General features: G+C 60.6%; 22 protein-coding genes. 19 read left to right on the top strand and 3 right to left on the bottom strand.

Annotation, left to right across the window (positions count from 1 at the left end; genetic code table 11):
* The first annotated feature begins 3 nt into the window (after positions 1-3).
* The 14 genes from mltG (at position 4) to araH (ending at position 13,965) form a co-directional block, all read left to right on the top strand.
* The gene (mltG, locus tag ACM6IK_RS26755) at positions 4-1,236 is read left to right on the top strand and encodes an endolytic transglycosylase MltG (RefSeq protein WP_414876695.1); all 1,233 of its coding nucleotides are present in this window, start codon (positions 4-6) and stop codon (positions 1,234-1,236) included.
* A gap of 19 nt (positions 1,237-1,255) precedes the next feature.
* The gene (tmk, locus tag ACM6IK_RS26750) at positions 1,256-1,888 is read left to right on the top strand and encodes a dTMP kinase (RefSeq protein ID WP_218427495.1); all 633 of its coding nucleotides are present in this window, start codon (positions 1,256-1,258) and stop codon (positions 1,886-1,888) included.
* Positions 1,881-2,867, top strand: a complete 987-nt coding sequence (locus ACM6IK_RS26745) for a DNA polymerase III subunit delta' (RefSeq protein ID WP_414876694.1) — start codon at positions 1,881-1,883, stop codon at positions 2,865-2,867. Before tmk ends, ACM6IK_RS26745 begins: the two co-directional genes overlap by 8 nt.
* Before the next feature lie 73 nt (positions 2,868-2,940).
* A complete protein-coding gene (locus ACM6IK_RS26740) occupies positions 2,941-3,729 on the top strand; it encodes a TatD family hydrolase (protein ID WP_414876693.1) in 789 nt (262 codons plus the stop codon).
* Between the two features lie 387 nt (positions 3,730-4,116).
* The gene (locus ACM6IK_RS26735) at positions 4,117-4,755 is read left to right on the top strand and encodes a TetR/AcrR family transcriptional regulator (protein WP_108215361.1); all 639 of its coding nucleotides are present in this window, start codon (positions 4,117-4,119) and stop codon (positions 4,753-4,755) included.
* 137 nt (positions 4,756-4,892) lie between these two features.
* The gene (locus ACM6IK_RS26730; protein WP_414876692.1) at positions 4,893-5,861 is read left to right on the top strand and encodes a GTP 3',8-cyclase MoaA; all 969 of its coding nucleotides are present in this window, start codon (positions 4,893-4,895) and stop codon (positions 5,859-5,861) included.
* Between the two features lie 184 nt (positions 5,862-6,045).
* On the top strand, positions 6,046-6,654 hold the full coding sequence (locus tag ACM6IK_RS26725) for a DUF4823 domain-containing protein (RefSeq protein WP_414876691.1): 609 nt from the start codon (positions 6,046-6,048) through the stop codon (positions 6,652-6,654).
* Positions 6,655-6,670: 16 nt separating this feature from the next.
* Positions 6,671-7,231 carry a DUF1285 domain-containing protein gene (locus ACM6IK_RS26720; protein ID WP_414876690.1) on the top strand — a complete coding sequence of 187 codons (561 nt, stop codon included), beginning with the start codon at positions 6,671-6,673 and terminating at the stop codon, positions 7,229-7,231.
* A gap of 190 nt (positions 7,232-7,421) precedes the next feature.
* On the top strand, positions 7,422-8,138 hold the full coding sequence (locus ACM6IK_RS26715; protein WP_056727210.1) for a FadR/GntR family transcriptional regulator: 717 nt from the start codon (positions 7,422-7,424) through the stop codon (positions 8,136-8,138).
* A 129-nt stretch (positions 8,139-8,267) separates the two neighbouring features.
* Complete coding sequence (locus tag ACM6IK_RS26710; RefSeq protein WP_414876689.1) at positions 8,268-9,143, top strand: SMP-30/gluconolactonase/LRE family protein; 876 nt, start codon at positions 8,268-8,270, stop codon at positions 9,141-9,143.
* A gap of 272 nt (positions 9,144-9,415) precedes the next feature.
* Positions 9,416-10,234, top strand: coding sequence for an SDR family oxidoreductase (locus ACM6IK_RS26705; RefSeq protein ID WP_414876688.1), 819 nt, complete (start codon positions 9,416-9,418; stop codon positions 10,232-10,234).
* Positions 10,235-10,375: 141 nt separating this feature from the next.
* Complete coding sequence (locus ACM6IK_RS26700; RefSeq protein ID WP_414876687.1) at positions 10,376-11,380, top strand: substrate-binding domain-containing protein; 1,005 nt, start codon at positions 10,376-10,378, stop codon at positions 11,378-11,380.
* 65 nt (positions 11,381-11,445) lie between these two features.
* Complete coding sequence (gene araG / locus ACM6IK_RS26695; protein WP_414876686.1) at positions 11,446-12,984, top strand: L-arabinose ABC transporter ATP-binding protein AraG; 1,539 nt, start codon at positions 11,446-11,448, stop codon at positions 12,982-12,984.
* 12 nt (positions 12,985-12,996) lie between these two features.
* On the top strand, positions 12,997-13,965 hold the full coding sequence (gene araH, locus ACM6IK_RS26690; RefSeq protein ID WP_218427512.1) for an L-arabinose ABC transporter permease AraH: 969 nt from the start codon (positions 12,997-12,999) through the stop codon (positions 13,963-13,965).
* 205 nt (positions 13,966-14,170) lie between these two features.
* Here the strand turns inward: araH and ACM6IK_RS26685 are convergent, their stop codons facing one another.
* The 3 genes from ACM6IK_RS26685 to ACM6IK_RS26675 form a co-directional block, all read right to left on the bottom strand.
* The gene (locus ACM6IK_RS26685) at positions 14,171-14,551 is read right to left on the bottom strand and encodes a Rho termination factor N-terminal domain-containing protein (protein WP_218427514.1); all 381 of its coding nucleotides are present in this window, start codon (positions 14,549-14,551) and stop codon (positions 14,171-14,173) included.
* Positions 14,552-14,570: 19 nt separating this feature from the next.
* Positions 14,571-14,894: a hypothetical protein gene (locus ACM6IK_RS26680; protein WP_414876685.1), complete on the bottom strand. Its 324-nt coding sequence runs from the start codon at positions 14,892-14,894 to the stop codon at positions 14,571-14,573.
* Positions 14,895-14,975: 81 nt separating this feature from the next.
* A complete protein-coding gene (locus ACM6IK_RS26675; protein WP_414876684.1) occupies positions 14,976-16,181 on the bottom strand; it encodes an MFS transporter in 1,206 nt (401 codons plus the stop codon).
* Positions 16,182-16,522: 341 nt separating this feature from the next.
* Between ACM6IK_RS26675 and ACM6IK_RS26670 the strand changes: the two genes are divergently transcribed.
* The 5 genes from ACM6IK_RS26670 to ACM6IK_RS26650 all read left to right on the top strand — a co-directional run bounded on the left by ACM6IK_RS26670 (position 16,523) and on the right by ACM6IK_RS26650 (position 21,530).
* Positions 16,523-17,005, top strand: a complete 483-nt coding sequence (locus ACM6IK_RS26670; protein ID WP_057400335.1) for a GNAT family N-acetyltransferase — start codon at positions 16,523-16,525, stop codon at positions 17,003-17,005.
* A gap of 213 nt (positions 17,006-17,218) precedes the next feature.
* Complete coding sequence (locus ACM6IK_RS26665; protein ID WP_414876683.1) at positions 17,219-18,211, top strand: 2-dehydro-3-deoxygalactonokinase; 993 nt, start codon at positions 17,219-17,221, stop codon at positions 18,209-18,211.
* A 19-nt stretch (positions 18,212-18,230) separates the two neighbouring features.
* Positions 18,231-18,851 carry a 2-dehydro-3-deoxy-6-phosphogalactonate aldolase gene (locus tag ACM6IK_RS26660; protein WP_414876682.1) on the top strand — a complete coding sequence of 207 codons (621 nt, stop codon included), beginning with the start codon at positions 18,231-18,233 and terminating at the stop codon, positions 18,849-18,851.
* A 48-nt stretch (positions 18,852-18,899) separates the two neighbouring features.
* Complete coding sequence (gene dgoD, locus ACM6IK_RS26655; protein ID WP_414876681.1) at positions 18,900-20,048, top strand: galactonate dehydratase; 1,149 nt, start codon at positions 18,900-18,902, stop codon at positions 20,046-20,048.
* Positions 20,049-20,219: 171 nt separating this feature from the next.
* Positions 20,220-21,530 carry an MFS transporter gene (locus tag ACM6IK_RS26650; protein WP_414876680.1) on the top strand — a complete coding sequence of 437 codons (1,311 nt, stop codon included), beginning with the start codon at positions 20,220-20,222 and terminating at the stop codon, positions 21,528-21,530.
* Positions 21,531-21,536: the final 6 nt, after the last annotated feature.

The raw sequence follows: 21,536 nt of genomic DNA, 5'->3' as shown, positions 1-21,536 counted from the left end.
TACGTGAGACGTAAATTCTTGCTGCTGCTGGAAACCGGACTGGTTCTGGCGGGGCTGCTGTTGGGTGCTTCAGCCTGGAAAATTCATTCGGCGCTGGTACAGCCGCTGAACGTCGCCCAGGAACAATTGCTGGATGTGCCCAAGGGCACCACGCCGACCCGCACCTTCTACCGACTCGAAGCCAATGGCGTCATCAAGGACGCATTCTGGCTGCGGGTATATTGGCGCTTCAACCTCGCCAAGCAACCCCTGCACAGCGGTGAATACCGCATGAAGCCGGGCATGACCGTCGAAGGTCTGATCGACCTGTGGAAACGCGGGGAAATGGTTCAGTACAGCCTGACCCTGGTCGAAGGCTGGAATTTCCGTCAGGTCCGCGCAGCGCTGGCCAAAGAAGAGAAACTCGACCATAGCCTCGACGGTTTGAGCGACAGCCAGGTCATGGACAAGCTCGGCCACAGCGGGATTTTCCCGGAAGGGCGCTTCTTCCCTGACACTTATCGCTACGTGCGCGGCATGACCGATATCGAACTGCTGAAAACCGCTTACGAGCGCCTCGACGAAGTGCTCGCCAAGGAGTGGGAACAGCGCTCTTCCGATGTGCCGTACACCGAACCCTACCAGGCGCTGATCATGGCCTCGCTGGTGGAAAAGGAAACCGGGGTACCGCAGGAGCGCGGGCAAATTGCCGGCGTGTTCGTACGACGCATGGCGATGGGCATGCTGCTGCAGACCGATCCGACGGTGATCTACGGCCTGGGCGACCGCTACAACGGCAAGCTGACCCGGGCTCACCTCAAGGAATCAACGCCCTATAACACCTACATGAATGCGGGCCTGCCGCCGACGCCGATTTCCATGGTCGGTCGCGAAGCCATCCATGCGGCACTCAATCCGGTGGAGGGCAACAGCCTATACTTCGTGGCGCGCGGTGATGGCACTCACGTGTTCTCCGACGACCTGGACGCTCACAACAATGCTGTGAAGGAGTTCCAGCTCAAGCGTCGCGCCGATTACCGCTCCAGCCCGGCGCCTGCCTCCGCGCCCGAGACGCCGCCAACCGAGGCTGAGCAAACCGGTACGCAAGAGGCCAAGTCTTCGCAAGGGTTGACTCCGATCCCGGCCGCTTCACCGAACACGGCTCCCGAGGCGCTGCCGCAAGTGCCGGCGCAAGATCCTGCGCCAGCCCCTGAAGTGCCGGAACTCGATGCCAACGCACCGAAAAGCCCGCAATGACTCTGACTAAGGACTGCCTGTGACTGGCTTGTTTATTACTCTGGAAGGCCCGGAAGGCGCTGGCAAGAGCACCAACCGCGAATACCTGGCCGAGCGCCTGCGCGCCGCCGGCATCGAGGTGGTGCTGACCCGGGAGCCGGGTGGCACGCCGTTGGCCGAGCGCATCCGTGAAGTGCTGCTGGCCCCGGTCGACGAAGTCATGAACCCGGATACCGAGTTGCTGCTGGTGTTCGCGGCGCGAGCCCAGCATCTGGCCGAGGTGATTCGCCCGGCGCTGGCTCGCGGTGCCGTGGTCTTGTGTGATCGTTTTACCGATTCGACATACGCCTACCAGGGCGGCGGCCGTGGCTTGTCGCTGGAGCGCATCGCGGCCCTGGAAACCTTCGTCCAGGGCGATCTGCGCCCGCACCTGACGCTGATTTTCGATCTGCCTGTCGAGGTGGGTCTGGCCCGCGCCAGTGCTCGCGGTCGTCTGGATCGCTTCGAACGCGAAGGCCGGACCTTTTTCGATGCCGTACGCAAAGCCTTCCTCAAGCGGGCCGAGGCGGATCCGGCGCGTTATGTGCTGGTCGATGCTGCCCAACCGTTGGCACAGGTTCAGCAATCGCTGGATGCCTTGCTGCCGCGCTTGCTGGAGTTGAGCCGTGGCTGAGGCCTATCCGTGGCAGGAAACCCTCTGGCAGCACCTGGCTGGTCGCGCCCAGCATGCGCATGCCTACCTGCTGCATGGCCCGGCCGGGATCGGCAAGCGGGCACTGGCCGAGCGCCTGATGGCCAGCTTGCTGTGCCAGCGCCCGAGTGCGCTGCAAGCCTGTGGTGAATGCAAATCCTGTCTGCTGCTCAAGGCTGGCAGCCACCCGGATAACTACATCCTGGAACCGGAAGAAGCCGACAAGGCGATCAAGGTCGATCAGGTTCGCGATCTGGTTGGTTTCGTGGTGCAGACTGCGCAGTTGGGCGGGCGCAAGGTGGTATTGATCGAGCCGGCCGAGTCGATGAACATCAATGCCGCCAACGCCTTGCTCAAAAGCCTTGAAGAACCGTCCGGCGATACGGTTTTGTTGCTGGTCAGCCATCAGCCGAGCCGCCTGTTGCCAACCATCAAGAGTCGCTGCGTGCAACAGGCCTGTCCGCTGCCGGGCGAGGCCATGAGCTTGAAGTGGCTGGCCCAGGCGTTGCCGGAGTGTTCCGAAGAAGAGCGCATCGAACTGCTGACACTGGCCGCCGGTTCGCCACTGGCGGCGGTCAATCTTCAGGCCCAGGGCGTGCGTGAGCAACGTATGCAAGTGGTGGAAGGGGTGAAAAAACTCCTCAAGCAACAGCAGTCGCCGACGCAACTGGCCGAAGAGTGGAAAAACATTCCGATGTTGCGCCTGTTCGATTGGTTCTGCGATTGGTCGAGCCTGATCCTGCGCTATCAGTTGACCCAGGACGAAGCCGGCCTGGGCCTTGCCGACATGCGCAAGGTCGTGCAATACCTGGCGCAGAAAAGCGCCCAGGGCAAAGTCCTCGATATCCAGGACTGGATCCTCGCCCAGCGACAGAAAGTCTTGAGCAAGGCCAACCTCAATCCGGCCTTGTTGCTGGAGGCATTGCTGGTGCAATGGGCGTCGTTGCCTGGCCAAAGATGACTGTCCGCGCCTAGACTCCGAGTATCAGAACATCCGACCGTCCCACTCATTCGATGTAAGTTGCAGCCCTTTTATGCTCGTAGATTCCCATTGTCACCTTGATCGCCTCGACCTGGCCGCCCACGACGGCTCCCTGGATGCCGCCCTTGAGGCGGCCCGACAGCGCGGGGTAGGGCACTTTCTGTGTATCGGTGTCAGCGCGGACAACGCGGCCGACGTCAAGGCCCTGGCCGAACGTTATGACGACGTCGACTGCTCGGTGGGTGTGCACCCTCTGGATGTACCGCCGGGTGCCGCGCCGGCGCTGGACTGGCTGTTGCAGGAGCTCAATCACCCGCGGGTGGTCGCCATCGGCGAAACCGGCCTCGATTATCACTACGAGCCGGAAGCGGCGCAGTTGCAGCAGGAATCCTTTCGCCTGCACCTGCAAGCGGCGCAGCAGACCGGCAAACCGGTGATCATCCACACCCGTGGCGCGCGCACCGATACCCTGGACTTGCTGCGTGAAGCGGCACTGCCCCAGGCGGGCGTATTGCATTGCTTTACCGAAGACTGGGAGATGGCGAAGGCCGCGCTGGACATGGGCTATTACATTTCCCTGTCCGGGATTGTCACATTCCGCAATGCCGACGCGTTGCGCGATGTGGCCAGCAAGGTGCCGGCCGACCGATTGCTGGTGGAAACCGACTCGCCGTACCTGGCGCCGATACCCTATCGCGGCAAGCCAAACCTGCCGCAGTATGTGCGTGAAGTTGCGGAATTTCTGGCAATGTTGCGTGGAGAGCCCTACGAGCGGTTTGCCGAGCAAACCACTGAGAACTTCAAGCGGTTGTTTCCGTTGGCGCATGTGAAATCGGTTTAGGGTTCGAATCCGCTTTCGCGAGCAGGCTCGCTCCCACAAGGTTAAATCGCAGGCAAAAAAAACCCGGGTTCTGGGGGGTGAATCCGGGTTAAGACCATTAGGAGTAAAACAATGGTACGCGGTCCGTTGGTACCAATATCGGCGTGACACTTGGGGGAGATGCCCCGCCGACAGTTCAAGTATTGATCAGGATTGCGCCTCGTCCAGTTTGGCAGCCCGGGTTTTTAAACAAATTTGGAATACGTGCGCTTCGGAAGAGTTCTCATCACCCTGCAAACGTACGCGAAATGACCAGAAAGCGCAGATATGGTCGGATGATCCGTGCATTTTGGCGCAAGTTAGGCATAATACGCGGCTTCGAATTTTGACCCCGACAGACCTTTTCTTATGCATAAAGAACCTCGTAAGGTCCGTGAGTTTCGCCGCCGCGAGCAGGAAATTCTCGATACCGCGCTCAAGCTGTTCCTCGAACAGGGTGAAGACAGTGTCACCGTCGAGATGATCGCTGATGCCGTCGGTATCGGCAAAGGCACGATCTACAAGCACTTCAAGTCCAAGGCGGAAATCTATCTGCGCCTGATGCTCGACTACGAGCGTGATTTGAACACACTGCTGCATTCGGCCGATGTCGACAAGGACAAGGAAGCCCTGTCCCGGGCGTACTTCGAATTCCGCATGCGCGATCCACAACGCTATCGCCTGTTCGACCGCCTCGAAGAAAAAGTGGTCAAGGGTAACCAGGTGCCGGAGATGATCGAGGAGCTGCACAAGATCCGTGCCTCGAATTTCGAACGCCTGACCCTGCTGATCAAAGGCCGGATCAGTGAAGGCAAGCTGGAAGATGTACCGCCTTACTTCCATTACTGCGCGGCCTGGGCGTTGGTGCACGGAGCTGTCGCGCTGTATCACTCGCCGTTCTGGAGCAATGTGCTGGAAGATCAGGAAGGTTTCTTCCAGTTCCTGATGGACATCGGCGTGCGCATGGGTAACAAGCGCAAGCGCGACACCGACACTCCCGGCAGCTGAGCCATTCAGTTGCCTTATTGCGCCATGATTTCGCTACTTGGCGCAGTGCCGCAGGAATATACTCAGGTAGAGGACTTGCTAAAACTTGATTTCTGGGTCAAGTTTTAGCGGCCGAATATTCTTCCGCCGGAGTGACCATGATCGTTGACCGTCAAGGCAGGCGTTTTCGCAACTTGCGAATCAGCCTGACCTCAGCCTGCAATTACGCCTGTACCTACTGTGTGCCCAATGGCAAGCGGCTGGTGGCTGCGCAGGATGAGCTGTCGGCCGAAGCCATGGCGCGTGGTGTGGCTTATCTGATTGAAGCGGCGGGGATCGAGCGTCTGCGTATTACCGGCGGCGAGCCGCTGGTCAGCCCGAAACTCGAAGCGTTCATGACGGCGGTCGGGCAGATGGGCCTGGAAGACATCAGTCTGACCACCAATGGCCAGTTGCTGGCGAAGAAACTGCCACTGCTGGTGAACGCCGGCATTCGACGCCTCAACGTTTCCCTCGATACCCTCGACGCCAGTGCGTTCCGTGCCATTGCCCGGGGCGGCGACCTGGCCACCGTGCTCAACGGCATGAACGAGGCCAGTGCGGCCGGCATGAAGATCAAGGTCAACATGGTGCCGCTGCGCGGGCAGAACCTCGATCAAGTGATGCCGCTGCTCGACTACTGTCTGGAGCGTGGTTATGAACTGCGCTTCATCGAGCTGATGCGCATGGGGCACCTGGCCAGCGATTCCAATGCCTTTCTGCAACAGTTCGTCAGCCTCAAGCAGTTGTTGAGCCTGATCGGCGAGCGCTATGAATATCTGCAAGCCGATGCCCCGGTCGATGCAACGGCCGTTCGCTATGAAATTCCGGGACAAGGCTATTTCGGCGTGATCGCCAATGAAAGTGTGCCGTTCTGCCGGACCTGTTCACGCTTGCGTTTATCCTCCACCGGGTGGCTGCATGGCTGCCTGTCGTCGAGCAATCGCCATTACATCGGCGACCTGCTGGACAAGCCGCGCCATCAAGCACTGCCGGCCTTGCAGAGGCTCTTGGTGAAAGCCTTGGGCGACAAGCAGGAAGTGGCGTTCTCTGGTGGTGCGACTGTCATGAAGATTATTGGCGGCTGATCGTCCGTCATCGCGAGCAGGTCGGATCGCCGCACCGTCGCTCCCACAGGTATCGCATAAATCCTTGTGGGAGCGAGCTTGCTCGCGATGGCGATAGATCAGTCAACAATGTTCATGAGCTGGCGCAAAAGCTGCATCCTACGGCCATTCGCCGGTTTTCCGACACCGGTCTCTGGAGGATAGGATGCGTAGCCTGGTTTTGCTGCTGGCCGTTTTGGCACTTGGTGGCTGCATGAACGTCAGCGATATGGCCGAAGGGACTCGTTACCATATGAGCGATGCGGGGTTACTCGATCACAGCGACAGTCGTCGCGTAAACAATCTGCGCATTCAACCGGACTCGTTCGTCTACATCGCCCAGGGTGCTTTCATGCCCCCAGGCAGCGACGTTTACCCACGGCCCAACGTGATTGCCGAAGTCGCGTTCGATGGCTTCGTCGAATACTTCCCGATGGTCCGCCGTGCCCGTACGCCGGAAGGTCTCGACCAGGCCATGGGCGAAGCCCGTGCCGCCGGTGCGCACTATCTGCTCTACACCCGATTTGCCAAGTCTGACGACCGTATCGGCAACTCGGACGAGTGGCTGGACCAGGAAGCCCTGGATCGTCTCGGCATCGATAGCGGTATGATTCAGGTCATGTTGATCGAGACCAGCACCCAGTATTTGATTGATACTGCGACCATCAAGAGTCGTGGCGGTTTACTGACGTTCCACGATAAAAAACCCGAAGACCTGATGGGCCCGCCGCTGGAGCAATACGCGCGCAGCCTGCTGGGGCTCAGCGACCAGTAATGCCAAGGAGAACACCATGAGTGGCCCGCAAAAAGCCAACGACCTGCTGGGGCAAATCCCCAAGACCAAAGGCTTGCCGCCGGTGCACCTGTGGAATCCCGATTTCTGCGGCGACATCGACATGCGCATCGCCCGCGACGGCACCTGGTATTACCTGGGCACGCCGATCGGGCGCAAGCCGATGGTCAAGCTGTTCTCCACCATCATTCGCCGCGACGGCGATGATTATTTCCTGATCACGCCGGTCGAAAAGGTCGGCATCAAGGTCGACGATGCGCCGTTCGTGGCGATTGCGGTGGACGTGGAAGGCGAGGGCGAGGCGCAGGTGTTGCGCTTTATCACCAACGTCGATGAAACCACCGAGGCCGGTGCCGAGCACCCGATGCGCGTGGTCATCGATCCGGTAACGCAGGAACCGGCCCCTTATGTGCATGTGCGCAGCAATCTTGAAGCCTTGATCCATCGCAACGTGTTCTATCAATTGGTGGAGCTTGCAGTGAGCCGCGAGATCGACGGCCAGCGCTGGCTCGGTGTATGGAGTGGCGGCGAGTTCTTCCCCATCGGCCTCGAACCCTGACGCATAACAACTTGTGGGAGCGGGCTTGCTCGCGAAAGCGGAGTGTCAGTCAACATCACTGTTTCTGAGACGACGCCTTCGCGAGCAAGCCCGCTCCCACAGGGTTTTCCGAATATTCAAAAAATCAAATTGACACCCAATCGTACGATGATTAGCGTGAGCTTCCATCACGTACGGCTTTGAGGTGTCCATGTCCAGCAGCTTTCATGCTTCGACCGTTGATTGGCTGGGATGCTGGCTCGCCACGGGGCAGGTCAAGCCCGGTGAGTCACTCAAGGTCGAAGCCGACCTCGGCGAACAACTCGGCGTGAGTCGCACGGTCATCCGCGAAGCGATCAAAACCCTGGTTGCCAAAGGCATGCTCGAAGTCGGCCCGAAGGTCGGCACGCGGGTGTTGCCGGTGCGGCGCTGGAACCTCTTCGATCCACAAGTCGTCGGCTGGTTGTCGCGCAGCGGCTTGCCGGAAAACTTCGTCGACGATCTGCTCGACCTGCGCCGCACCATCGAACCGATGGCCGTGCGCTGGGCCTGCGAGCGCGCAACCGGCGAACAGGTGAACGCGATCCTGTTGGCCTGCAACGCGCTGGAACGGGCGGTGGACAGCGGCATCGATTACAACCGTGCCGACCAGTTCTTCCACGAGTGCATCCTCGCTGCCAGCCACAATCAATTCATCGAACAGATGGTTCCCGCCCTCGGCGCGTTGCTGGCGGTGGCCTTTGAAGTGTCCGCCGCCGACCCGGATGAACTGCGTCGCACCTTGCCGATTCACCGGGACCTGGCCGAGGCTATCGCGGCCCGTGATACCGCCCGGGGTGTCTGGGCCTGCATGACCCTGATCGATAACGCCGACCTTGCGATCAAGCGTTACTACCCACAAGTCATGGCCGATAAAAAAGCCAGCTGAAAACGAAGGGCTACTGTAGGAGCTAGCTTGCTCGCGAAGGTGTATCAGCTACCACGAGGTCGACTGGCACACCTTCGCGAGCAAGCTAGCTCCTACACCCCCCGAAACAAGAACAATGCAGGAGGTTCCATGGCGTGGACTGCGGTGACCGAACATCGGGCGAAACTGGGCGAAGGCCCGTTCTGGGATGCGCCGAGCCAGGCGCTGTATTGGGTGGATATCGCGGGCAAACAGGCACTGCGGTTGATCGGCGCCAACGTGCAGATCTGGCAGATGCCGGAACATGTGTCGGCCTTCATCCCCTGTGAAAGCGGCGATGCGCTGGTGACATTGAGCAGCGGGGTTTATCGGCTCGATCTCGACTCTCCTGGCCTGGACCCGCGCCTGACGTTGTTCTGCGTGGCCGATCCGCAACCGGGCAACCGCCCCAACGAAGCCCGCTGCGACACCCAGGGCCGGCTCTGGCTCGGCACCATGCAAAACAATATCGGAGAACACGGCGAAGACCTGCTCATCGTCCGTCGTTCCGGTGGACTGTTCCGCATCGATCGTGCCGGGCGGGTTGCGCCATTGCTGCGCAATCTGGGCATTCCCAACACGCTGCTGTGGAGCGATGACGCCACCAGCGTGTATTTCGGCGACAGCCTCGACGGCACCTTGTATCGACATTTCATCCGTACCGACGGCGCCCTCGATGCGCCGCAGGTCTGGTTTGGTCCGCATAGGCGTGGCGGCCCGGACGGTTCGGCGATGGATGCCGAAGGATTTATCTGGAATGCCCGTTGGGACGGCAGCTGCCTGCTCAGGTTGAGCCCGGACGGCAACGTCGATCGGATCATCGAGCTGCCGGTCAGTCGTCCCACCAGCTGTGTGTTCGGCGGTGAAAACCTGACAACCCTGTACATCACCAGTGCGGCAAGTCCGCTGGGCCATCCGTTGGATGGGGCCGTGTTGTCGATTCCGGTGGATGTGCCTGGAAAGCATTGCACACGGTTTGCTGGATAAATCCCAAAATATGGGATGTGAATATATATATTGAGATTTATCGCGAGCCGGGTTTATAGTCGGCCTCACCAGTTTCATGCACTCACACTTAAAAAAACAAAACAGGTGAAGTGATGCAGCGAAGTTTCCCCGTGCTCCTTGCGCAGACAGTGCCTCAGACCGTTTCCGAGCTGAAACGTTTTCGCCCTCGGCTGTTTCTTCCTCAATGCCTTTTGACCGGACATCGACAGATGCCCGGTTTTCGTCGTGTTTTCGAACAGGAGTCTTGATCCATGGCTGAACCATTGTCATTGCCACCGGTACCCGAACCGCCCAAGGGCGAACGCCTGAAAAACAAGGTCGTGTTGCTGACCGGTGCCGCCCAGGGCATTGGCGAAGCGATTGTGGCGACCTTCGCGTCCCAGCAGGCCAGGTTGATCGTCAGCGACATTCAGGCCGAGAAAGTCGAGAAGGTCGCGGCGCATTGGCGGGACAAAGGCGCCGATGTGGTAGCGATCAAGGCCGACGTGTCGCGTCAACAGGATTTACACGCCATGGCCCGGCTGGCGATCGACCTGCACGGCCGGATCGATGTGCTGGTCAACTGCGCCGGGGTCAACGTGTTCCGTGATCCGCTGGAAATGACCGAAGAAGACTGGCATCGCTGCTTTGCCATTGACCTCGATGGCGCCTGGTACGGTTGCAAGGCGGTGCTGCCGCAGATGATCGAACAGGGCATCGGCAGCATCATCAACATTGCCTCCACCCATTCCTCCCACATCATTCCGGGCTGCTTCCCGTACCCGGTGGCCAAGCATGGCCTGCTCGGCCTGACCCGCGCGCTGGGCATCGAATATGCGGCCAAGGGCATCCGCGTCAATGCCATTGCGCCGGGCTATATCGAAACCCAGATCAACATCGATTACTGGAACGGTTTCGCCGACCCCCACGCCGAACGCCAGCGCGCGTTTGACCTGCACCCGCCGCGTCGCATCGGTCAGCCGATCGAAGTGGCAATGACCGCCGTGTTCCTGGCCAGCGATGAAGCGCCGTTCATCAATGCCTCGTGCATCACTATCGATGGCGGGCGCTCGGTGATGTACCACGACTGAGTCATTGGGCTTTCAGGCGCATTACTACGCCTGAAATCCAATGATCATACGATATGACTATTGGCAGTACGGTTTTACCGTCCTTTGTTTATAAAGAACGCTTTCAAAGAACGCTCAAGAACAATAACAAGGAGTCAGCTTATGAATCGTCGTCATGCTATCCGTTCCCTGTGCTGTGCCGCGCTGGCGGTCTCGGCGTTCAGCCTGAGCAGCACGCTGCTGGCGGCCGAGCAAGTGAAAATCGGTTTCCTGGTCAAGCAAGCGGAGGAGCCCTGGTTCCAGACCGAATGGGCCTTTGCCGAAAAGGCCGGGAAAGAGAAGGGCTTCACCCTGATCAAGATCGCCGTGCCGGACGGTGAGAAAACCCTTTCTGCCATCGACAGCCTCGCGGCCAACGGCGCCAAAGGCTTCGTGATCTGCCCGCCGGACGTGTCCCTGGGACCTGCGATCATGGCCAAGGCCAAACTCAACGGGCTGAAAGTGATTGCCGTCGATGACCGTTTCGTCGATGCCAGCGGCAAGTTCATGGAGGATGTGCCGTACCTGGGCATGGCCGCGTTCGAAGTCGGCCAGAAGCAGGGCAACGCCATGGCCACCGAGGCGAAGAAGCGCGGCTGGGACTGGAAAGACACCTATGCGGTGATCAACACCTACAACGAACTCGACACCGGCAAGAAGCGCACCGACGGCTCGGTCAAGGCACTCGAAGACGCCGGCATGCCGAAAGACCACATCCTGTTCGCGGCCCTGAAAACCCTCGATGTGCCAGGCAGTATGGACGCCACCAACTCCGCCCTGGTGAAACTGCCGGGTGCAGCGAAGAACCTGATCATTGGTGGCATGAACGACAACACCGTCCTGGGCGGCGTGCGCGCCACCGAGAGCGCGGGTTTCGCTGCGGCCAACGTGATCGGCATCGGTATCAACGGTACCGACGCCATCGGCGAGCTGAAGAAACCCGACAGCGGCTTCTACGGCTCGATGCTGCCAAGCCCGCACATCGAGGGCTACAACACCGCGAGCATGATGTACGAGTGGGTCACCACCGGCACTGAACCGGCGAAATTCACCGCCATGGACGACGTGACGCTGATCACTCGCGACAACTTCAAGCAGGAACTGGAAAAGATCGGCCTGTGGAACTGACAGCCGTTTGATTTCAGCGGCGGCCTCGGCGACGGGGCTGCCTGAGCGGATTGAAGAGGTGGGTTATGCACGCGCAAACAAATACACAACAACACAGCGGCAGCTTGCGCTTCAACGGGATCGGCAAGACCTTTCCCGGGGTGAAGGCGCTGGACAACATCAGCTTCGTCGCCCATCCAGGGCAGGTTCATGCCTTGATGGGCGAGAACGGTGCCGGCAAGTCGACGCTGCTGAAAATCCTCGGCGGGGCCTATACGCCCAGCAGCGGTGCCTTGCAGATCGGCGAACGGGCGATGGACTTCAAGTCCACCGCCGACAGCATCGGCAGTGGCGTCGCGGTGATCCATCAGGAGCTGCATCTGGTGCCGGAAATGACCGTGGCGGAGAACCTGTTTCTGGGGCATCTGCCGGCCAGTTTCGGCCTGATCAACCGCGGTGCCCTGCGCCAGCAGGCACTGGCCTGTCTCAAAGGCCTGGCCGATGAAATCGACCCGCAAGAGAAAGTCGGGCGCCTGTCCCTCGGTCAGCGGCAACTGGTGGAGATCGCCAAGGCGTTGTCCCGTGGCGCCCATGTGATTGCCTTCGACGAACCCACCAGCAGCCTTTCGGCGCGGGAGATCGAGCGCTTGATGGCGATCATCGGCCGGCTGCGGGACGAGGGCAAAGTGGTGCTCTATGTCTCCCACCGCATGGAAGAAGTGTTCCGCATCTGCAACGCGGTGACGGTGTTCAAGGACGGGCGGTACGTGCGCACGTTCGAGGACATGAGCCAGCTGACCCACGATCAACTGGTCACCTGCATGGTCGGTCGTGACATTCAGGACATCTATGATTACCGCCCCCGTCAGCGCGGCGCGGTGGCGCTCAAGGTCGACGGTTTGCTTGGGCCGGGGTTGCGTGAGCCGGTGAGTTTCGAGGTGCACAAAGGCGAAATCCTCGGGCTGTTCGGGCTGGTCGGTGCCGGTCGCACCGAGCTGTTGCGCCTGCTCAGCGGCCTGGCGCGCAACAGCGCCGGACAGCTGAAGCTTCGTGGCCATGAACTGAAGCTGCGTTCACCCAGGGACGCGATTGCCGCCGGGATCCTGTTGTGCCCCGAGGACCGCAAGAAGGAAGGCATCCTGCCGCTGGCCAGCGTCGCCGAGAACATCAACATCAGCGCACGCGGCGCCCATGCCACCTTCGGCTGCCTGTTGCGTGGCCTGTGGGAGAAGGACAACGCCGACCAGCAGATCAAGGCGCTCAAGGTGAAGACGCCCCACGCCGGGCAGCAGATCAGGTTTCTTTCCGGCGGGAATCAGCAGAAGGCCATTCTCGGCCGCTGGCTGTCGATGCCGATGAAAGTGCTGCTGCTTGACGAACCCACCCGCGGCATCGACATCGGTGCCAAGGCCGAGATCTACCAGATCATCCATAACCTGGCGGCCGAGGGGATCGCGGTGATTGTGGTGTCCAGCGACTTGATGGAAGTCATGGGCATTTCCGACCGCATCCTGGTGCTGTGCGAAGGCGCCCTGCGTGGCGAGCTGAGCCGCGAACAGGCCAACGAATCCAACCTGCTGCAACTGGCTTTGCCGCGCCAACGCGCCGACGGCGTGGCGAACTGAGAGGTGACTATGATGACAACCCAAAACAACACCCTGCCAACCACGCGCAAACCGCTGGATATGCGGCGTTTTCTCGATGACTGGGTAATGCTGCTGGCGGCGGTCGGCATCTTTGTCGCCTGCACCTTGCTGATCGACAACTTCCTGTCACCGCTGAATATGCGCGGCCTGGGCCTGGCGATTTCCACCACCGGGATCGCGGCGTGCACCATGTTGTATTGCCTGGCGTCCGGGCATTTCGACTTGTCGGTGGGCTCGGTGATTGCCTGCGCCGGAGTAGTCGCGGCGGTGGTGATGCGCGACACCGACAGCGTGTTTCTCGGAGTCTGTGCGGCGCTCGTGATGGGCCTGATCGTCGGGCTGATCAACGGCATCGTCATCGCCAAATTACGGGTCAACGCGCTGATCACCACGCTGGCGACCATGCAGATCGTGCGTGGCCTGGCCTACATCTTCGCCAACGGGAAAGCGGTGGGGGTGTCCCAGGAATCGTTCTTCGTCTTCGGTAACGGCCAGTTGTTCGGCGTGCCGGTACCGATCCTGATCACCATCGTCTGTTTCCTGTTCTTCGGCTGGCTGCTGAACTACACCACCTATGGGCGCAACACCATGGCCATCGGCGGCAACCAGGAAGCGGCGTTGCTGGCCGGTGTGAATGTCGACCGGACCAAGATCATCATCTTTGCCGTGCATGGCGTGATCGGTGCGTTGGCCGGGGTGATCCTGGCGTCGCGCATGACCTCCGGCCAACCGATGATCGGCCAGGGTTTCGAGCTGACGGTGATCTCGGCCTGTGTGTTGGGCGGGGTTTCGCTGAGTGGCGGGATCGGCATGATCCGGCACGTGATTGCCGGGGTACTGATTCTGGCGATCATCGAGAATGCGATGAACCTGAAGAACATCGATACGTTTTATCAGTATGTGATTCGGGGTTCGATTCTGCTGTTGGCGGTGGTGATCGACCGCCTGAAACAGCGCTGACATCCACTATCCGTGGGAGCGAGCTTGCTCCGGGCGGCGATCCGACGATGAGGCCGGCACATTCAATATCCATGGTGCCTGACAGACCGCCTTCGCGAGCAAGCTCGCTCCCACAGGGGACCGCGTTCGTCTGAACAACCCGGTCAACTGTGGGAGCGAGCTTGCTCGCGATGAGGCCATCAGCTTCAACACAAAACAGTTGGCCTTAACCCGCCTTGCGCAACGCCTCGATCAGCTCTTTCTTGCGCATCGAGGACCGCCCGGGAATACCCTTGGCCCGGGCTTCCTTCCTCAAGCTATCGACCGTCTGGGCCTCTCTGGATACAGCGCTATCGCGTGAGTGCCCCTTACGAGTGGCCACCGCTCGACGCGCCGACTCCTTGCGATCTGCCGACTTTGCCCTGGCCGGTTTCTTGCGCCCTGATCCACCGGCCCGTTCGCCGCCGCCGGACTGTTTGTTCACGGTCGCCCAGGCGCGGGCTTCGGCTTCATCCTTTGAAAGGCCTTTGCTTTCGTAACTGTCTTCGATGTGTTGCGCCTTGCGTTTTTGCTCGGCCGTGTATTTGGTTTTGCTTCCACGAGGCATGGGATTTCTCCTGGCTTGATTACTGGCTCATGTTGCTTTCCTCGTCCTCGGTGGTGCTTGAACCGAGGCCGCCACTGCCGGGTGTTTTTTTGTCCGGCAGGTTCGTCCCGCGCGGACGACCCGTGTCATTGCCCTGGGTTCGCGGGTCGGTGCCGGTGGCTGGCGGGAGGTTGTGGTCGATCGTCGTGCCATCGGTGTTCATGCCGGGAGCACTCTGGATCGCCGGTGCCCTGGGCTTTTCCACCGGGTTGGTCGGGCCGGTGCTCGAGCCGATGGTCCCGGCGAACGCGGCAGAAGACAGCAGGGCGGCGAGGGCGAGAGCGGTCAACCTGGACAGGATCATGGTGTTGTCTCCAACGGGTAGAGTCCTTACCTGATTAGTCCGCCCTCGATCCGGATGGGTGCATTGTCAGCGACGAACGGCTCAGGCCTGTTCCAATGCCCTGACCGCTGTGGCCCTACGCCGGATCAAACGGCCCACGGTGATCATCCAGTTGAGCGCAGCCACCGCCAGCACCGTGAGCAACAGCGTGGTCATGCCTTGTTCGACGATGATTTTCCCGGCCAGCAAAGGAAAGCCGAATACGCCGATGAAGTACGACAGGCTGAACAACAACAAGGATTGCGCGGTGGTGCCGTTCGGCGCTTCATTGGCGGCCAGGCCGTTGATCACCGAGTAGGTCAGGCCGTAACCGATCCCGAGCATCACCGCCGCGAGCAGGTAGCTGAAGCTGCTGTCGACGACAAAACCGAACATCACGATCGACGTCAGCATCAACCCCGAAAGCAGGCACGACGCACGCAATGGATCGCGCTTGACCACGAAGCCGGCAACCAGCATGCGGCCGCTGATCGCCGCGCTCATGAAACCGAGGAAGAACAACGAGTAGTCGAGCGAGTGCGCCGCCGCATAACTGGTTTGAAAGCTCGACAGACCACCGAAAACGCAGCCGCCGAGACCGACCATGATGATCGGGAAAACGGCCCTGGACGACAGCACCTGAGCCGCTGCACGCCAGGAAATCCGCGACACGCTGCCAGATTGCGCGGGGGCCTGTTTCAATTGCCGGTCCAGTCGCCAGAACAGCAGTACACCGATCAGGCTGGCCAGTGCCGCCAGGTAAAACGCCGCGGTCACCGGATAACCGAGGGCGCTCGCCGCGCGGCCGAGCAACGGACCACTACCAATCCCGGTCATCATGCTGCCCGACAGCAGGGCGAAGTATTTGGCACGCTGTGCGGGTGTCACCAGGCTTGCCACGATGATCGGCCCCAGGGTGTAGAACACGCCCCAGCCCAGTCCCAGCAGCAGGCCGAAAAACAACAACAGATGGCCAAAGCCCGGGGTCAGGGCGAAGCCCAGGCTGGCCGCTACCAGCAAAACACCGAACAGCGCTACCGAGCGGGCGGCACCGAGCAAATCGGACAAATGGCCGGAAACAATCACCGCCGCAAAGGTGCTGAGCATCGCCGCCGAAATCACACTGCCGGCGTCGTGTTCGTTGCCGCCGCGAGAAGCGATCAGCAATGAGAGCAAAAACGTCGAACCGTAGGACAACGACAACAGGTAACTGGCGAGGCAAAACAGGCCGAACAGCTTGCTTGAAACCGGGGGCGTTGCGGTAGACATGACGCGGTTCCTTGGCCGGATAAATGAGCAGCGCGGCTATCTAATCACGCAGTGCCCGAATGTTAGGTCCGAGGTTATCGATGCCAGGGTTAGTGTTGACCGGAGTAACGCATTTGCACTGTTGTGGCGATCCAGCTTTTGTGGCGAGGGGGCTTGCCCCCGTTGGGTTGCGCAGCAACCCCAATAAAAACACTGGAGTCTTTCAGGTGGAGTGCAATCGCTGAGGAAGGGCCTGCTTCGCAGGCCAACGGGGGCAAGCCCCTTCGCCACAGGCAAGCCCCCTCGCCACAAGTACCGCGCCGACTTAGTATGGCGTTTTCCACTTTTGACAAGGCACGTCCATGACGATCGAAATCCGCCCGGCGACCCCCAGTGACGCACCGCAAATCCTCGCGTTCATCACTGAACTGGCCGACTACGAGCGTGCCCGCCATGAAGTCATTGCCAGTGTTGCCGACATCGAGCGCAGCCTGTTCAGCGAAGGCGCCACCGCCCATGGCCTGATCTGCCTGCGCGACGGTGCACCCATCGGTTTCGCGGTGTTCTTCTTCAGCTATTCCACCTGGCTTGGCAGCAATTGCCTGTACCTCGAAGACCTCTACATCACCCCGCAACAGCGCGGCGGAGGCGCGGGCAAAACCCTGCTGCGGCATCTGGCGAAAATCGCCTGCGCCAACGACTGCGGTCGTTTCGAGTGGAGCGTGCTGGAGTGGAATACCCCGGCCATCGAATTCTACAAGTCCCTGGGGGCGCAGCCGCAGGAGGAGTGGGTTCGCTATCGGATGGATGGAGCGGTGTTGCGGGATTTCGCAGCGGGTAACTGAAACTTCTTAAAAGATCGCAGCCTTCGGCAGCTCCTACGGATCGATGTACACCGCCAAACCGCGGCGGACGATCCCGTGTAGGAGCTGCCGAAGGTTGCGATCTTTTTTTGCCTAGTCTCATAATGTGGGATTGATATTTATATATTGAGATTTATCCCGGCACAGGTTTATAGTCCCGCTCACTCACTGCCAAAAACCAAAACAGGTGAAGCGATGCAGGCGCAATTGATCGCGCTCGACTGGGGGACAACCTCATTACGTGCTTACAAACTGGCTGAAGGTGGCTTGGTCCTCGAACAGCGTTCGCTGTCGTCGGGGATCATGCAGCTACCGAAAGCGCCGCGAATCATTGGCGGCCGGGAATGCGCCGACGGCTTTGAACTGGCGTTCGACGAGGCCTGCGGTGACTGGCTCGATGCCCAGCCGGACTTGCCGGTGATTGCCTGCGGCATGGTCGGCAGCGCCCAGGGCTGGCGCGAAGCGGCCTACCGCGACACGCCGGCAAACGTCGCCACTCTCGGTACATCCTTGCAAACCGTGCGCAGCCTGCGCGGCATCGATGTGCACATCGTGCCCGGCGTCATCGAGCGTTCGCCTTTGCCGAACGTGATGCGCGGCGAAGAAACCCAGGTGCTCGGTGTGCTGCAAAACCTGACGAGCGAGGCGGGCGCTGATCTGCTGATCGGCCTGCCGGGCAGCCATTCGAAATGGGTGGAAGTGGCCGACGGCTGCATCGTGCATTTCGATACGTTCATGACCGGCGAAGTGTTCGCCGTGCTCAGCGAGCACAGCATTCTCGGACGCACCCATCAGCGTGGCGGATCCTTCGATGGCGATGCGTTTGATCGTGGTGTGCAGGTCGCGTTGTCGGCGGACGGTGAAACCGGTCCGCTGTCGACGATGTTCAGCGCCCGCAGTCTCGGGCTGACCGGCGAATTGAGCGCCAGCGCTCAGGCGGACTACCTGTCCGGTCTGCTGATCGGCCATGAGTTGGCGGCCCTGGCCAGCGTCCAGCGGCGCCGGCGCAACAGCGTGCACCTGCCTTCGATCATCCTCATTGGCAACACCCAACTCTGTGCCCGCTACAGCCGTGCGCTCGACGCCTGCGGTTTTGCCCGGGTGACCCTGGCCGAACAGGCCACCGAACGCGGATTGTGGCAACTGGCGCTGGCTGCCGGCCTGGTCACGCGCACCGCATCCCGTTAAACCTGACTGGAGACCTGACATGCTCAAACAAGCCTTGGCGCAAAACGGACTGATCGCGATCCTGCGCGGCCTGCGCCCGCAGGAAGCGGCCGCCATCGGCGAAGTCCTGTACGCCGCCGGATTTCGCGTCATCGAAGTGCCGCTCAATTCCCCTGAGCCGTACGAAAGTATCCGCATCCTGCGCAGCATCTTGCCCGCCGATTGCCTGATCGGTGCCGGCACGGTGTTGACGCCGGAGCAGGTCGAGCAAGTGAAAGCCGCGGGCGGCCAGGTGATCGTCATGCCCCATAGCGATCCGAAGGTCTTGCGCGCGGCGAAAGCGGCGGGACTTTACCTGTCGCCGGGTGTCGCTACGCCGACCGAAGCCTTCGCGGCACTGGCTGAAGGCGCGGATGTGCTGAAGATGTTCCCGGCCGAGCAGATGGGGCCGGCGGTCGTCAAAGCCTGGCTGGCCGTGCTGCCGGAGGGAACGATTCTGGCGCCGGTCGGCGGCATCACGCCGGACAACATGCAGGTGTTTATCGACGCTGGCGTCAAAGGCTTCGGCCTCGGCTCCGGTCTGTTCAAACCGGGCATGACGGCGGAACAAGTGGCGGCCAATGCCAAGGCCTATGTCGCTGCGTGGAAGGCCCTTCGCTAAGACTTTTTGGGCGCTGCGAGCGCTGCATCTAACAAGAGAGACAAACAGATGAAAATCACCAAACTGACCACCTTCATCGTTCCGCCGCGCTGGTGCTTCCTCAAGGTCGAAACCGACGAAGGCGTCACCGGTTGGGGCGAGCCCGTGGTCGAAGGCCGCGCCCACACCGTTGCCGCTGCCGTTGAAGAGTTGTCCGACTACCTGATCGGCAAAGACCCGCGCAACATCGAAGATATCTGGACCGTGCTCTATCGCGGCGGCTTCTACCGTGGCGGCGCGATCCACATGAGCGCCCTGGCCGGTATCGACCAGGCTTTGTGGGACATCAAGGGCAAGGCGCTGGGCGTGTCGGTCAGCGACCTGTTGGGCGGTCAGGTGCGGGACAAGATTCGTGTGTATTCGTGGATCGGCGGCGACCGTCCGGCAGACACGGCACGGGCGGCGAAAGAAGCGGTGGAGCGTGGTTTCACCGCGGTGAAAATGAACGGCACCGAAGAACTGCAATTCCTCGACACCTTCGACAAGGTCGACCAGGCCCTGGCCAATGTCGCTGCCGTGCGCGATGCCGTCGGCCCGAACGTCGGCATCGGCGTGGACTTCCATGGCCGGGTGCACAAGCCCATGGCCAAGGTGCTGATGAAGGAACTCGATCCGTACAAGCTGATGTTCATCGAAGAACCGGTGCTCAGCGAAAACTACGAGGCGCTCAAAGAGCTCGCGCCGCTGACCAGCACGCCGATCGCCTTGGGTGAGCGGCTGTTCTCGCGCTGGGATTTCAAGCGCGTGCTCAGCGAAGGCTACGTCGACATCATCCAGCCAGATGCGTCCCACGCCGGTGGCATCACCGAAACCCGCAAGATTGCCAACATGGCCGAAGCCTATGACGTCGCGCTGGCGCTGCATTGCCCGCTGGGCCCGATTGCCCTGGCGGCTTGCCTGCAACTGGACGCCGTTTGCTACAACGCATTCATCCAGGAGCAGAGCCTGGGCATCCATTACAACGAGAGCAACGACCTGCTCGACTACGTCAAAGACCCACGGGTGTTCGACTACGACCAAGGCTTCGTGAAGATCCCGAACGGCCCGGGCCTGGGTATCGAGATCAACGAGGAATACGTGATCGAACGCGCGGCCATCGGCCACCGCTGGCGCAACCCGATCTGGCGCCATGCCGATGGCAGTTTTGCCGAGTGGTGAGTGATCTCTGATCCACCACAAATCCCCTGTAGGAGCGAGCCTGCTCGCGAAGGTGTGTCAGTCGACATCAATGCTGAATGACACACCGCTATCGCGAGCAGGCTCACTCCTACAAGGGATCTGCGTCAGTCTTTAGAACGACCTCAATAAACATAAGAAGAGGCACCCCCCATGCAACCGCAAACCCTCACCGGGCAGGCGTCGTTGGTGACGCCCAGCCGCAAGCGTTTTTTCATCATGGTGCTGTTGTTCATCACCGTGGTGATCAACTACCTGGACCGCAGTAACCTGTCGATTGCCGCCCCGGCCTTGACCAGTGACCTGGGCATCGATCCAATCCACGTCGGCCTGATCTTCTCTGCCTTCGGCTGGACCTACGCCGCCATGCAAATTCCCGGTGGCTGGCTGGTGGATCGTGTGCCACCACGGATTCTGTACAGCGTCGCCTTGCTGCTGTGGTCGGTGGCCACGGTGATGCTCGGCTTCGCCGCCAGCTTCATCGCGCTGTTTGTATTGCGTATGGCGGTCGGTGCGCTGGAAGCGCCGGCGTATCCGATCAACAGCCGCGTGGTCACCACCTGGTTTCCCGAGCGCGAGCGTGCCACAGCGATTGGTTTTTACACCTCCGGGCAATTCGTCGGCCTGGCCTTCCTGACGCCGGTACTGGCGTGGCTTCAGCACGAATTCGGCTGGCACATGGTGTTCGTCGCCACCGGTGCGGTGGGCATTGTGTGGGCGGTGATCTGGTACGCGGTGTATCGCGAGCCGCGGGATTTCAAAGGCGCCAATGACGCGGAAATCGATTTGATCCGCCAGGGCGGCGGGCTGGTGGATATCCAGGCCGAACAGGCCAAGGTCAAGGCCAAATTCAGCTGGACCGACCTGGGCATTGTCCTGACCCAGCGCAAACTCTGGGGCATTTACCTCGGGCAGTTCTGCCTCAATTCGACGCTGTGGTTTTTCCTGACCTGGTTCCCGACCTACCTGGTGAAATACCGCGGGATGGACTTCATCAAGTCCGGCCTGTTGGCGTCGCTGCCGTTTCTCGCGGCCTTTGTCGGCGTGCTGTGTTCCGGTTTCTTCTCTGACTTTTTGATCCGTCGCGGCTGCACGGTGGGTTTTGCCCGCAAGTTGCCGATCATCAGCGGTTTGTTGATTTCCACCTCGATCATCGGTGCCAACTTCGTCGAGTCGACGCCGCTGGTGATTGCCTTCCTCGCGCTGGCATTCTTCGGCAACGGACTGGCTTCGATCACCTGGTCGCTGGTGTCGACGCTCGCCCCGGCGCGCCTGCTCGGGTTGACCGGTGGGGTGTTCAACTTCATCGGTAACCTGTCGGCGATTGCCACGCCTATCGTGATCGGGTTCCTCGCCACGGGAGATTCTTTTGCCCCGGCGATCACCTACATCTCGGTGCTGGCATTGATTGGCGCGCTGTCCTACATCTTGCTGGTGGGCAAGGTCGAGCGTATCAAGTTGTAGTCGTGG

It is taken from the genome of Pseudomonas sp. IT-196MI5, assembly GCF_949767415.1.
Taxonomy (GTDB): domain Bacteria; phylum Pseudomonadota; class Gammaproteobacteria; order Pseudomonadales; family Pseudomonadaceae; genus Aquipseudomonas.
This window is presented reverse-complemented; position numbering and strand designations above follow the sequence as displayed.

Coding starts and splice junctions, on each gene's coding strand:
- ACM6IK_RS26675 (WP_414876684.1), bottom strand. CDS start 16,181: ATGTCTACCGCAACGCCCCCGGTTTCAAGCAAGCTGTTCGGCCTGTTT.
- ACM6IK_RS26730 (WP_414876692.1), top strand. CDS start 4,893: ATGATCGTTGACCGTCAAGGCAGGCGTTTTCGCAACTTGCGAATCAGC.
- ACM6IK_RS26710 (WP_414876689.1), top strand. CDS start 8,268: ATGGCGTGGACTGCGGTGACCGAACATCGGGCGAAACTGGGCGAAGGC.
- ACM6IK_RS26740 (WP_414876693.1), top strand. CDS start 2,941: ATGCTCGTAGATTCCCATTGTCACCTTGATCGCCTCGACCTGGCCGCC.
- ACM6IK_RS26665 (WP_414876683.1), top strand. CDS start 17,219: ATGCAGGCGCAATTGATCGCGCTCGACTGGGGGACAACCTCATTACGT.
- ACM6IK_RS26725 (WP_414876691.1), top strand. CDS start 6,046: ATGCGTAGCCTGGTTTTGCTGCTGGCCGTTTTGGCACTTGGTGGCTGC.
- dgoD (WP_414876681.1), top strand. CDS start 18,900: ATGAAAATCACCAAACTGACCACCTTCATCGTTCCGCCGCGCTGGTGC.
- ACM6IK_RS26650 (WP_414876680.1), top strand. CDS start 20,220: ATGCAACCGCAAACCCTCACCGGGCAGGCGTCGTTGGTGACGCCCAGC.
- ACM6IK_RS26700 (WP_414876687.1), top strand. CDS start 10,376: ATGAATCGTCGTCATGCTATCCGTTCCCTGTGCTGTGCCGCGCTGGCG.
- araG (WP_414876686.1), top strand. CDS start 11,446: ATGCACGCGCAAACAAATACACAACAACACAGCGGCAGCTTGCGCTTC.
- ACM6IK_RS26705 (WP_414876688.1), top strand. CDS start 9,416: ATGGCTGAACCATTGTCATTGCCACCGGTACCCGAACCGCCCAAGGGC.
- araH (WP_218427512.1), top strand. CDS start 12,997: ATGACAACCCAAAACAACACCCTGCCAACCACGCGCAAACCGCTGGAT.
- ACM6IK_RS26685 (WP_218427514.1), bottom strand. CDS start 14,551: ATGCCTCGTGGAAGCAAAACCAAATACACGGCCGAGCAAAAACGCAAG.
- ACM6IK_RS26660 (WP_414876682.1), top strand. CDS start 18,231: ATGCTCAAACAAGCCTTGGCGCAAAACGGACTGATCGCGATCCTGCGC.
- ACM6IK_RS26720 (WP_414876690.1), top strand. CDS start 6,671: ATGAGTGGCCCGCAAAAAGCCAACGACCTGCTGGGGCAAATCCCCAAG.
- ACM6IK_RS26680 (WP_414876685.1), bottom strand. CDS start 14,894: ATGATCCTGTCCAGGTTGACCGCTCTCGCCCTCGCCGCCCTGCTGTCT.
- ACM6IK_RS26670 (WP_057400335.1), top strand. CDS start 16,523: ATGACGATCGAAATCCGCCCGGCGACCCCCAGTGACGCACCGCAAATC.
- ACM6IK_RS26735 (WP_108215361.1), top strand. CDS start 4,117: ATGCATAAAGAACCTCGTAAGGTCCGTGAGTTTCGCCGCCGCGAGCAG.
- ACM6IK_RS26715 (WP_056727210.1), top strand. CDS start 7,422: ATGTCCAGCAGCTTTCATGCTTCGACCGTTGATTGGCTGGGATGCTGG.